This window comes from Trichothermofontia sp. (genome assembly GCF_053493415.1).
In genome coordinates this window covers 1-12531 of sequence record NZ_JBRCAD010000122.1, presented here as the reverse complement: position 1 = coordinate 12531, position 12531 = coordinate 1, and the positions used below count along the sequence as shown (strand labels likewise).

Annotated in this window: 12 protein-coding genes; 4 read left to right on the top strand and 8 right to left on the bottom strand. The window is 55.7% G+C overall.

The genetic code is table 11. The features are described 5' to 3' along the window. On the bottom strand, window positions 1–250 hold a 250-nt coding region (locus tag ACWIUF_RS10725), incomplete at its 3' end, for a hypothetical protein (RefSeq protein ID WP_448572358.1). A gap of 348 nt (window positions 251–598) precedes the next feature. Beyond that, window positions 599–1000 (bottom strand): response regulator, encoded by a 402-nt coding sequence (locus ACWIUF_RS10720; protein WP_448572357.1) that lies wholly within the window; start codon window positions 998–1000, stop codon window positions 599–601. Between the two features lie 148 nt (window positions 1001–1148). Here ACWIUF_RS10720 and ACWIUF_RS10715 point away from each other — a divergent pair, with 148 nt between their 5' ends. After that, window positions 1149–1331 (top strand): hypothetical protein, encoded by a 183-nt coding sequence (locus ACWIUF_RS10715; RefSeq protein ID WP_448572356.1) that lies wholly within the window; start codon window positions 1149–1151, stop codon window positions 1329–1331. 14 nt (window positions 1332–1345) lie between these two features. After that, window positions 1346–1477, top strand: coding sequence for a hypothetical protein (locus tag ACWIUF_RS10710; RefSeq protein WP_448572355.1), 132 nt, complete (start codon window positions 1346–1348; stop codon window positions 1475–1477). Here the strand turns inward: ACWIUF_RS10710 and ACWIUF_RS10705 are convergent. The 6 genes from ACWIUF_RS10705 to ACWIUF_RS10680 form a co-directional block, all read right to left on the bottom strand. Continuing rightward, window positions 1474–1857, bottom strand: a complete 384-nt coding sequence (locus ACWIUF_RS10705) for a hypothetical protein (RefSeq protein ID WP_448572354.1) — start codon at window positions 1855–1857, stop codon at window positions 1474–1476. The genes ACWIUF_RS10710 and ACWIUF_RS10705 overlap by 4 nt on opposite strands. Window positions 1858–1926: 69 nt before the next feature. After that, on the bottom strand, window positions 1927–3165 hold the full coding sequence (locus tag ACWIUF_RS10700; RefSeq protein ID WP_448572353.1) for a molybdopterin molybdotransferase MoeA: 1239 nt from the start codon (window positions 3163–3165) through the stop codon (window positions 1927–1929). Window positions 3166–3204: 39 nt separating this feature from the next. Further along, on the bottom strand, window positions 3205–4467 hold the full coding sequence (locus tag ACWIUF_RS10695) for an MFS transporter (RefSeq protein ID WP_448572352.1): 1263 nt from the start codon (window positions 4465–4467) through the stop codon (window positions 3205–3207). A 230-nt stretch (window positions 4468–4697) separates the two neighbouring features. After that, window positions 4698–5606, bottom strand: coding sequence for a tetratricopeptide repeat protein (locus ACWIUF_RS10690; protein ID WP_448572351.1), 909 nt, complete (start codon window positions 5604–5606; stop codon window positions 4698–4700). An 86-nt stretch (window positions 5607–5692) separates the two neighbouring features. Further along, the gene (locus tag ACWIUF_RS10685) at window positions 5693–8722 is read right to left on the bottom strand and encodes a PAS domain-containing protein (RefSeq protein WP_448572350.1); all 3030 of its coding nucleotides are present in this window, start codon (window positions 8720–8722) and stop codon (window positions 5693–5695) included. 183 nt (window positions 8723–8905) lie between these two features. After that, the gene (locus ACWIUF_RS10680) at window positions 8906–10588 is read right to left on the bottom strand and encodes an ABC1 kinase family protein (protein WP_448572349.1); all 1683 of its coding nucleotides are present in this window, start codon (window positions 10586–10588) and stop codon (window positions 8906–8908) included. Window positions 10589–10926: 338 nt separating this feature from the next. Here ACWIUF_RS10680 and ACWIUF_RS10675 point away from each other — a divergent pair, with 338 nt between their 5' ends. After that, on the top strand, window positions 10927–11364 hold the full coding sequence (locus ACWIUF_RS10675) for a peroxiredoxin (RefSeq protein ID WP_448572348.1): 438 nt from the start codon (window positions 10927–10929) through the stop codon (window positions 11362–11364). Between the two features lie 310 nt (window positions 11365–11674). After that, a partial coding sequence (locus ACWIUF_RS10670) for a pentapeptide repeat-containing protein (protein WP_448572347.1) occupies window positions 11675–12531 on the top strand: 857 nt, incomplete at its 3' end.

Sequence of the window (12531 nt, the reverse complement as noted above, 5' to 3'; positions counted from 1 at the left end):
GGGGAAGCTGGGGCTGCGATCGCACAGCGTCCACGACCACGCCGGCCCGCGTCACGGGGGTCGGGGAACGGCTGGGCGGCGTTGCCGCTTCTACGGTTTGTACGGTGACCGCTGGCGCAGCTTGGGAAGCAATCGGTACTTGTCCCCGGGCGGACGGTGGGGAAGGCAGTAACCCAGCGAATCCCGCACTGGTCATGACCAACGGCAGCCACAGCAATTTGGGCAGGCGAAAACGGGTACTCTGGCACATACAAGAGTCCTCAGGAGCGATGACATTGTTGTGAGAATCGGGCGATCGGGCAACGCCATTGTCAGGGGCCAAAACGCTGCCGATCTAAGGGGAATCCCCCCCGTGGCAAAGCCCAAGGGGCTGCCATTTCCCTCCTTAGAAGTTGCAAATAAAAAAAGGTTCCGGATGCAATGAGGGCGCGTTGTTTCTCCATCGCCCCTAGTCCGTAGTCATCGGGATTCTATGCTCACTCCCGGAACGCGATCACAGGGGGGATTTAGCTGGGAAAGGCCCCAAAACTGTATGCCCAATCTACCTTGAAGTGCTTGGTAACACACACCTCAAGGCGGTACCGATCTGGTAAGTCACCTAGGACGCTGTTTCAGAGGGAAGCTTAATTAACTTGGCCACTACCTCGCGGAGATGCTCTGCCTCAAATGGTTTGGTTAGGTACTCCGTGGCCCCTGCTACCCGTCCCTGAATTTTGTCAAAGGGGCGATCGCGGGAGGTGAGCATAATGATCGGCAGGGCATGGAACTGTTCTAGGGTACGAATCGTGCGGCATACCTCCAGACCATCTACACCGGGCATGGACACATCCAGCAAAACCAGATCCACCGATTCGTGATAGATCCGGGACAGGGCTTCGACACCGTTATCAACCGAAATGACGCGGTAATTAGGCTCTAGTGCCCGCCTTACCATTGCATGAATGACTGGACTATCATCCACCGCCAGGACTACCGGGACTTCAGGGGAGCTAACAGGCATGGGCACCTCCCAGCATTCGCAGGGTTCTCCTTTTACACTCTATTCCTAGCATTCCCCGTTCTATCCGTTCGTGCTGATTAATTCATAGAGCTTAATGACATTGGCTTAATGCTCCCACCGCAACATCGCGGCGACGATACCCTCAGCGGTGTCCAGGCCGGTCCCAACTGGTCAAAACGAAATTGATACCCTCACGGGTGGGGTTGGAGCCGATGTCTTTGTCCTCGGCGATCGCTTCCGGGCCGACGACGCCAGCACTGGCTTGGCCGACTATGCCCTAATCACTGATTTTGATCCTATCGCGATCGCCGCCAAGTCCACGGTCCCCTAGCCTATCAATTCTAGGTGCTTGCTCCGGATAACGAGTGTAATTTACCAGCGGGTATTGGTGTCTTCGCTAACGGCGAATTGATGGCTATTCTGCCGGCTCTGGAAGGGTTAGAGGCGGCGGAAAGCGCTTTTATGATTCGCGTTTAAGTCAACTTAGAATCGCTTGAGTGATCGCGTTCTGGCACGAGGCGATCGACAACTTGCGCTAATTGCTGGACGACCGCCAACATTTGTTGCCCTTGCCGCCGCGTAATCTCTAGCAGCTCCTCAAACCGATGATCCATCCGTTCAAAGCCGTGGCGCATTTCAACAAACCCCTGCTCCATCCGTTCAAAGCCCTGCTCCATCCGTTGACCTTGGGCTTCGCTTGACAGGCGCAACGCAGTGATGGCCTCTGACATCACACCAATCTGTTGGGTTTGAATCTCTAAGTTACGCGTCTGCTGCTGCGAGGCCCGCACCCAATCGGCAGTCATGGTGGCCAACTGGCCGAGGTCTTCTCGCATTTCGTTGCTGGGTTGTTGCATTGGATCACCCTTCCCGGCACTTTTCACTGCAATGCCATACTAACTTCAGTCGATTCTCCTGCGGAGAGGCTACGCATTCGACAAAGGCATCACCCGCACGGGACCCCCTGCCGCGATCGTGGTACCACTGGGAACAATGGCCAGGGCATTGGCTAGGGCCAAATTTACTAGATTGCCAGAGCTATGCCCCCCAGGGACAAGCTGAAAATCATGCCCCCTCGCCGTGGGAATTAACTGGCCCCAAAGATAGGTTTCCCGCTGACGATCGGCTTGCAAATCCGCCTGACTCGTGGCCCACAGCCAAACGGGTCCCCAACCTGCCGCCAGCCCCGCTAGCTTATGCAGAGCTGGTTGTACAAATCGCCAGCACGTGACTAGGGCCGATACAGGATTGCCCGGTAAGCCCACATAGAGCAGGGGACGGGTCTCTCGCGGGAAGCTAGCCACAGTCAGCGGTTTTCCCGGCCTCACCGCCACCGCCTTCACCGCGATCGTTCCCCCCAATTCAGTCAACACCTGGGCCACATAATCATAGTCCCCCACGGAAACCCCGCCTGAAGACAGCACCAGATCGGCCTGGGGCATGGCCGCCGCGATCGCCCGCCGCAGGGCAGCGGGTTGATCCGGCACAATGCCCCCCAGAATGGGATCAGCCCCCATTTGCTGCACCAGGGTCGCCAGGGCGTATTGATTAGAGTCCACCAGTTGCCCCGGCAGCAAAGGTTGGTCGGGGGTCACTAATTCATCCCCAGTGGACAGAATGACCACCCGTGGACGACGATAGACCGCCACTGGCCCACACTGGGCCGCCGCCAGCAGGGCGATGGTGGCCGCCTGGAGCCGAATCCCCGCCGGGAGCAAGCACTCCCCGGCCCGCTGAAAGCTGCCCTGGTGACGGACAAACGCCTGGGGTTGAGGGGCCTGGTGAATCGTGACCGTGTTGCCTTGGCGTTGGGTGTGTTCTTGGATAACGATCGTATCCGCCCCGGACGGCAGCATCGAACCCGTAAAAATCCGAGCCGCCTGCCCCGGCTGCACGGCGACTTGGGGCTGGGACCCAGCCGGAATCTCGGTGACGACCACTAATGGCACCGGGCGCTCGGGGCTAGCAGTTTGCACATCGGTATAACGCACCGCATAGCCATCCATTGCCGAGTTATCCCAGTGGGGAAAATCCAATGGGCTGATCACAGGGGTCGCAAGAATCCGTCCCGCCGCCGCCAATAGGGGCACCGTCTCGCGATCGTCCTCAGCGAAGGGTTGAACGAGGTCAAGAATGGTGGCGTCCGCCTGATCAACAGTGAGCATAGACAGATTGATTAGATTGATTAGATTGATTAGATAGATTTACGGCGTTGAAGGCGCTTCCCGTACCGGATCGGCCAGTTGATAACTAACGGCAATCACGAGGCTGCTAGTCAGGAACGCCCCAACACTAATCCCGATCACCCCGATCGGGGGCCAAGCAGTTCCAGGATTAAAGAAGATACCCAGCAGACTCGCGGCCAACGCACCACCGCCAAAATATAGCCCAGTCCCTAACCCAGCGTGATTCGTCGGTACCATTGCTAAGGCGAAGGGCAGTACCCCATTGGAGACCAGACTGAAGGCTGCCCCCAGGGCGATCGTCAGGATAACCGCCGTTGACAAATGGTGAACCATCAGGGTCAGTCCCGTCAGCACAGCCATGCCAACCCCGCCCGCCACCATCGCCGTCCGATTCCCCAGACGCGTCGCCACCTGCCCAGCGGGAACAGCCAACACCGATAGGGTCATAAACAAACAACCAAGGATCAAACTCACATTAGTCAACCCAACCTGGGCTTTAAGCACTTGGGGAAACCCGGTTAGCAACAAACGAAACCCCATACCCATGCCCGCACCACTGATAAATACCAAGCCCAACCGTAGCCCCAGTGCCCCCATCCAGACCGGGAGCGGTCCCCCAATGCGACTGGTTTGGACGGGGAGAGTTACCCGCTCGACAGGGACGGGGGAGGCAACCTGTTGATCTGGGCCAGTCAGCCGCAAAACTGTTGCCGCCAACAGCATCGAGAGCGATCCCACGGAAAAGGCCACCACCGGCCCCAGGCCCAGGATAAACTGATTGGCGAGCGGTCCCATCGCCGAAAAAACACCCCCCACCAGGGTCAAAACACTCGCGGCCTGGGGGAGTTGCACCTGCGTGGCATAGCGTCCCAACAGGGCTAGGGCCGGACTGCGAAACACCGACATCGCTAAGGCCCAGGCAATCAATAGCACGGGCAATACCCAACGCATGGCCGGATCGCCAAACACCACGAAAACCGGAATGCCAATAAAGCACGCTGAGGCCAGGACAATCCCGATCGCAATAAACGGGAAATGACTGCCTACCCAATACTGGGCGCGATCGGAGCAGCCCCCCATCACTGGCTCCATGACCGCCGACAGCAAATTTTCCACAACTAGGATGACTGTCGCGATCGGGGAGGGGAAGCCAAACTGAGTGAGGAGTTGCAGCAGATAAAGGTTATAGATCACCCAGGTTAGCGTGATCGTGCCATTAACAGCCGCCAACCCCCACACTTGGGGCCAAAGGGTTTTCGGCGTAGGCGCAGAGCTAGTCAAAGGGACAATATCCCATTAGAAAGGTGAGGATTTAGACCCGTGGGGTAGGCGTCTCGCCTGCCTCAGACAGCGCATCATTGGCGTCTCGCCTGCCCGCCTAAATTGTACACCCGTGGGGTAAATGACTAAAGTCATTACTACCAACAAGGGCATCATGCTGCATCTGGGTATCGGTGTCCAGAATGCCGCAAGTAAACGACTAAAGTCATTACTACCAACAAGGGCATCCCCTACGGTGCTTGCAACCCGCTCAAGAGATCGAGGGTTTGTTGATAGCGGCTGCCATCTTGCTGTTGGCGGAATAACGCGGCGGCTTGCTGAAGATCGGCGATCGCACTGGCCGTATCACCATTACGCCGATGCATCAGGCCACGGTTGGTGTAGGCATAGGGATTATCCGGGTCTAGTTGCAGCGATCGCTCCCAATCGCTGCGGGCACCCCGCAGATCCCCTTGGTTTTCCCTGGCTAACCCCCGATTGTTATAGGCTTGCACGTAGAGAGGGTTTTGGTCGATCGCCCGGTCAAAATCTGCGATCGCTTGGGCCATATTGCCTGCCATAAAGTACACATTAGCCCGGTTGAAGTAAGCGGTTGCGTTCGTGGGTTCGACCGTAATGGCTTGCGTGTAGGCGGCGATCGCCTCCTGGCTATTGCCCAAAGCCAACAGCGCATTACCCAGGTTGTTATAGGCAAAATCGTTATCGGGGTTGAGTTCCAACGCCTTCATAAAGTCAACCACCGCCTGACGGTAGCGCTTCAGGTCCGAATAGGCGGCCCCGCGATTGACGTAGGCTTCTACGTGCTGGGCATCGGCCCGCAGGACTTGGGTATAGTCAGCGATCGCCCCTGGCTTATCCCCCAACAGATCACGGGCCAACCCTCGATTAAAGCGAGCTTCGAGCAAGTCAGGAGCCTGATCCAACACCCAGGTGAATCCCTGAATGGCTCCCGGTAGATCCCCTGCTGCCGCCCGTGCCATTGCCTCAGCAAAAACGCCCTCCACTTGCGCAGCCGAGGCCGCAGGCAGAACCACGGACGCTGGCAAGGGCGATCCCTGGGCCAACACGGGCACGCCCACCCCACTGAGGGTTACCACACCCGCAAAAGCCAAGACCAAATCGGGAAACTTCACTGTCATCGCCAACCTCCCAACAAACCCCGTTGCGATATGGCAGTAGTTTTCAGCGCGATCGGGGCTTGCTCAGGAGAATCGGGGTGTCCGGCTTAATGATTTATTTCCGAACGGGTTTCTGAACGGGTTTCCGAACGGGGCAAACTGACCGTAAAGGTTGTCAGCCCCCCCTGGCTCTCCACGGTAACAGTGCCCTCCAGTTGGCTGACCAGGCGATGAATCAGGGCTAGCCCGAGGCCCGTCCCCCCATGCTGCCAGGGGTCATGGCGGAGAATACGGTAGAACTTATCGAAGATATGCGGTAGTTCCATTGGTGGAATATCCACACCGGAATTACTGACCCCGAAGTGCAAGACCTCTGGCTCTAGGCGGGCAAAGACCCGAATCGTTTCACCCGCAGGCGTATACTTACAGGCATTGTTCAGCAGTTCGTTGAGGATGCGCCCTAAATAGGTAGCATCGGTCTGGATGCTCGGTAAATCGGGGGGAATGTCTAACACTAGGGACTGTTGCTGCGCCTCAAACCGTCGCATAAAGGGCACGATCATTTCCTCCAGCCAAGGCGTCGGTTCTAAGGTGACGATCGTCAGGGTTTCTTCCCCCGCTTCCAACCGCGATAGATCCAACAGATCCCCAATAAGACTGGTTTCCCGCTGGCACTCCTGCTGAAGAATCTGGAAATAGCGGTGGGCCGGGCCGTTTTCTGGAGCCAAAATCCCCAAGGGTTTGAGGACAATTTCTAACATTTGAATCGCCATTTTAATATTCGATAGCGGCGTCCGGAGTTCATGGGAAACCGTGCTGAGAAAATCATCCTTGAGCCGATTCAGACGCTCCAATTCCGTCACCTGGCTCTGGGCTGCTTGGTAAAGCCGCGACTGGCGCAGGGCGATCGCGCATTGGTTGGCCACTTGTTGCACCAAGCGAATATCCTGTTCGCTAAACCCATAGTCGGCCCGATGAATCAACCACAGATCCCCCAGCACCCCGGCGTTATCCAAAATCGGACAGGCCAATTTGGCCACGGGTCCCTCCTCCGGGTGAGGCCGACAGGAGCAGAATTGAAAATACTGTCCCTGCAAGAGTTGGGCGTAGCCCTGGTCAAAATTAGCCATGTGCAGGACCGTATTCCGAAAGGGCGTGACGGACGTGGCATATTGGTAGCGAATGGTCGAGGTCTGTTGCTCTAGGTTATAGATTGAAGCATTGCAATTGCTCACCCCGATCGCCTGGGCCAATTCCTCGACCGCTGTTTGTAGGATTTGGTTTTCGTCTAAACTATCCCGCACCCGATCGGTAATGCGTTTTAGCGTCGCCTCAAAGGTAAAGGCTTGCTGTAACAAGACGGTTCGTTCCAGCACCTGTTGTTCGAGGTCTGAATTGAGACGTTGGACCTGCTGATAGAGTTCCGACTGTTGGATCGCGATCGCCAACTGATCGGCAATGGCACGGGCCAGCTCCACATCACTCTCCTCCCAGTGCCAAGGCGCTTGGAGACGGTTGAGGTTCAGACTACCCCAAACCTGATGGCCGGTGGCATGCTCTGGCGAAGACCCAACCCGAACGCTATGCGCATCGCCCACACATAGGGGGACCAGTAACCAGGCACCAGGATAGGCGGTTATGGGAAGCTGTGTTAGCTCGGGATTAGCCGGGTCCCCCGCCCGATTGCTACCATCAATACACACGATCGCTCCCCGTTTCAGGGGCGTGGCAAAGGGGTTTTCCACCTCCGGCACCTCTAGCCCTAGCGTATCGGGAAGCGTTTGGTTGTGGCGATAGCTGGCGACATGGCACCAAAGCTGTTGACAAGGCTGGTATTGCACAATTTCTGCCCGTTCCAACTGGAGGAGCGTGCCAATTTCCGCCACAGCCGTAGTAAACAGAGTTTGGAGGTCAAGGGATTGGCGAATCCGCTGGAGCAGCACCCCCAAGAGTTGTTCCCGTTCCGCCTGTCGTCGGAGGGAGAGTTCCGTCTGGTGGTGTTGAGTAATATCGCGAGCGACGCTGAGGACAGAACGCACACGGTGATCGGTGGCGAACTCCGGAACCAGACGCGCTTGATAGATCCGAGGTCCCTCGATCGTGAGTAGCTCAAAGGTGATGGTGGTTTCCTGGGCTGTGGCGAATACCTGGCGTAACTGTGTATCCCAAGTCGCTAGCACACTGGCAGGCATCCCCAATTCCTGGTTCGTCCGGCCCTGAAAAGCCTGGGCGGGTAGGCCCGTTATCCGTTCCATTGAGGGATTGATGTAGCGATACCGAAGCTGGTGATCGAAGCGGGCAATAATATCAGGAGAATGCTCCACTAGGGCACGAAACTCTTGCTCCCGGCGATGCAATAGATGCTCTTGACGCTTCCGTTGGCTAATGTCCTGGAACACAATAACCCCTCCGGTAATTTCGCCCCGTTGGTTTTTGATCGGCGAGGCCACACACCCAATGATGTATTCCTGCCCCGTCCGCGTGATCAAAAGACAACCATCGGTTTGGGTGAGCGATCGTCCCTGTTGGATAGCTTCCAGGAGAGGATTGGTCGCTGGCTGTCGGCTTGGGAGATGGGCCACATTGAGCACTTGGGTGATCGGTTGCCCTAGGGCTGCGGTTTGCGGCCAACCCGTCAGGGTGACGGCAACTGGGTTAATAAAGGTGATATGCCCCAGGGGGTCTGTGGCGATCGTGCCCTCACCAATGCTGGTGAGTACTGCCGCCAGCCATTGTTCCGCCTGTTGCAATTGGGTTTCCAGCAAATGCCGCCGCAGGGCAATATTGATGGTGGTGTGCAGTTGTAGGGCATCAAAGGGCTTGAGCAGGTAGCCAAACGGGGAGGTCGCGATCGCCCGCCGTAGGGTCTCATCGTCGCGGATTGCGGTTAGGAAGACGATCGGCAGATCCCATTGTGCGCTGATCGCTTGGGCGGTGGCAATGCCATCCATTTCTCCCGATAAATGAATATCCATGAGGATGAGATCCGGAGGCATCAGGGAAATCTGCTGTAGCGCCGCCGTACCCGAAGCGACGATCGCAATTACTTCATACTCAGAATCCGCTAAGAAGTTAAGAATGCACTCGGCGGCAACCTGTTCATCCTCAACAACTAGAACAACTAGTATTCTGGCCATAGAAAACCCAAGGTTGGGGGTAGATCCAAAAACAAGGTGGGCAGATTGGGGGATAAGGGATGGCACCTATCCCTAATTTATAAACTGCCCATAATCCTAGCCCGTCGCAACACATGGGGGAATGAGACAAAAAGCTCCCGTTACCGTAGGTGGACGGAAAACAGGAGAGACTCTAGGTAATAATTAACGCTCTGCAAGGCGATCGAAGCGCTCACGAATCAGGAGTTCGATCAGCGATCGCAGCAACGCTAGGAAACTAAATGCCGTCAACATAAAGGCGACGATCGCCCAACCTTTAGAACTGCCCAACAGTAGCACCGCCCCAGACAGCAGGGTGAAGCCAGCTAAACACGCATAGATCAAACACTTGACACCCAGACTAATCCGCTTAAGGGCGCGATCGCTCTCCACCGATCGTACCCGCACTTGGAGTTCTCCTTGTTCAATCCGTTCCTCCAAACGTTGAATCAGCAATTCTAACTTGCTGGGTTGTTGCATTCGATACTTAATGAAGTCTTTCGCCTGACGGGCCAGTTCGTTAAGGGCACTCCCCTGATTTTGGACCGCTAAGCTTTTGACGAAGGGTTTGGCGGCGGCCAACAGGTTATATTCGGGGTCCAATGCACGGGCAATCCCATCCAGGGTGGTGAGGGATTTGAGGATATAGGTCATTTTGGCCGGTAGCCGGAAGGGTTGCTTCTCAAAAACCGCATAGACCTCACTACGGAGTTCATTAAAGGCTTGTAGATCAACAGGTTTTTCGGTGAATTTTTCCAGGATAAAGCTCATTAACCGTCGCACCGGGGTCATGTCCGACATGGGTTCAATTAAGCCCATTGAGGTGAGGGTATCAATCACCTGGTTGGTATCTTTTTTCAGCACCGCGAAGAAGGTGCGCACCATTTTATCCTTATCGACGGATTTCACTTCAGCCATCATGCCAAAGTCATAGAAAATGAGTTTACCCTCCTGGCTAACGGCCATATTGCCGGGGTGGGGATCAGCTTGAAAGAAGCCATCTTGCAACAGTTGCTTTAAGTAGCAGCAAATCCCCAGTTGGTTAATTTCCTTGACATCTAAGCCACAGGCCTCTAATGTGGGCCGATCGTTGATCTTGATCCCCGGCACATATTCCATCGTCAAAACCTTGCGAGAGGTATAGCGCCAATAGATCTTGGGTACAACAATTTGGGGATAGTCTTTAAAATTCTCCCGGAAGCGATCGGCGTTTTTCCCCTCCTGAATATAGTCAATCTCCTGGAACAGGATCGTAAAAAATTCGCTGTAGATTTCCTCTAAATGATATTGCCGCGTCCAGGGGAAATAACGATTGCTGAGGCGGACCAGTTGATGCAGCACCTCCATATCCAGATTCAACAACTGCTCCAACCCCGGACGCTGGACTTTGACCACCACATCCTCCCCCGTATGCAGGCGGGCCTTATGCACCTGCCCCAGGCTAGCTGCCGCGATCGGAAAATGCTCAAAATCCCGGAATAGGGACGGGACGGAACTGCCCAATTCAGCTTCGATGAGGGCGATCGCCTCCGTAGGGCTGAACTCCGGCACCTGATCCTGAAGGCGACCCAGGGCCTGCACATATTCCAGCGGTAATAAATCAGCACGCGTGGAGAGGGCCTGTCCAATTTTAATAAATGTGGGTCCCAGGTGTAACAACGACATCACCAACCACTGGGCATGGCGATAGCGACGTTCAGGCGACTGATCCACCCCCAGCAGGCGATCCCAGGCTAGAGACAGCACCAGTTGAGTCGCAGCTCCATAAATATCAATCTGACGCGCCAGTAGCGACCCTTTGGCACGTTGCCACCGCAGCGGTTTAGAAGCAGAGGGGGAAGTGAGCATCAGGGAGCAGGGGGGCAGGGGGACTCTCCCTAGAGTCTACCCATACCAGAGCGATCGTGCTCAAACTGTCATCAAAAGAATTTTCGATACCTGAAACTAAAGGACACCTCGAACACTATCAATTTTCGCAACGGTGCCCAGGCCATGATCAGGGGTTGAGGCGGGCGGCAGCGCCACTTCAATGAATCGAGATTCCCTAAACCCAGGGGCAAGAGGCGCTGACAGTTGATCTCCCGATCGCTATCTCACCGAGTATGGCAGTGCTTTAACAGCGGCACAAAGTTGTTTGTTATGCTTAATTTTCGGGAAACCCTTAACGTAAACTTGGAGTAAATACGATGCCTTTATCCGTTGGTGCCCAGGCTCCTGACTTTACGGTGAAAGACGCCGAGGGCAAAACCGTCTCCCTCTCTGACTTCGCTGGGAAAACCGTCGTCCTCTACTTCTACCCCAAGGATGACACCCCCGGTTGCACCAAAGAGGCCCAAAGCTTCCGCGACAATTACGCCGAGTACCAAGATAAGGAAATGGTGGTCTTGGGTGTCAGCCGGGACGATGAAGCCTCCCACAAGCTGTTCAAAGAAAAATATGGCTTGCCCTTTACCCTGCTCGCCGATGTTGATGGGGCAATTACCAAAGCCTATGATGTGGACAGCGGCGGTTACGCCAAGCGGGTCACCTACGTCATTGACGGCACCGGGAAGATCACCTACGTCGATACCAGCGTCAAGACAGACACCCACGCCAAGGATATTTTGGCCGTAACCCAGTCCTAAGTACTGATCTAGTCAGTCAGCAGTAACATAATTCCCCTGGGGTAGGCACCTTACCTACCCCAGGTCCTCCTCTTGCTAGCCACTTGCTCCATAAGCTGCCCACCTCGCCACAACCTGCATCAGCATCAACGCCATAGCCACTTCGCTCGATTTAGGCGATAATGGAACTGAATATTTTCAAAGCTTTGCTGAAAAGTGGATCACGATTTTGAAAGGGGTGGCATCACCAACCATTGGGACTAACACTAGCTCCCTTGGGTATTGGTAACGCATAACCCCACCAGTCTAATGTTGTGGGAGGAGGATTATCGTGAAGCGACGCGTCTTAGCAATGGCTCTGCTGGCCCCGTTAGGACTGGCAGGTCCAGCAATGGCCGAAAATCCGGCCCATGTCCGGCAGTTAATCGCCAGCCTTTATTGCCCTGACTGTGATTTGAGTGGGGCAAATTTAAGCGGGTTAGACCTGAGTGGGGCCTACCTACCGCGAGCCAACTTGACAATGGCGGACTTGGCGGGGGCCGACCTGACGGGGGCTGACCTGACGGAAGCCAACCTGAGTGAAGCGGATTTAGTTGCGGCTAAGTTGAACCATGCTGACCTGCGGGGTACGCTCTTGGTGAATACCAACCTCACCCGTGCCAGCTTGATTGGCAGCAGCATTAGTCGGGCCGAACTGAATGGTGCCCGTTTTACAGAAGCCAATCTGAGTCATTCCGACTTTCGCGACTCCAACCTGATTGCGGTGAATATGATCGGAGCCTATGCCCTGGATGCGAACTTTAGCCGCACGGACATCCATCGCTCGGAGTTGCAGGACGCCAACTTGAGTCGGGCCAATCTGCGGGGGGCCTTGCTGAATGATTCCGATATGCGCCGCATTAACCTGATGGAAGGTCAAATGGACCGGGCTTTCTTCCGCAATGTGAATTTGTGTGATTCGTATTTAGCCCTAGCCTCCTTCGATCGCACCCTATTGGTCGATGCCAAGCTAGTGGGGGCTGACCTTACCCGCACGGGCCTGCGGACCGCGAATGTGGAGGCAGCGCGTTTCGGCAAGAACCTAGGTCTTGATAACTACGCTTTGGGCGATCTCACGGAACGAGGCGCAACTTTTGGCGACACCTGTATGGCCCCGCCGGCCCCGCCGCCGCCGCCCGAACCGCCGCC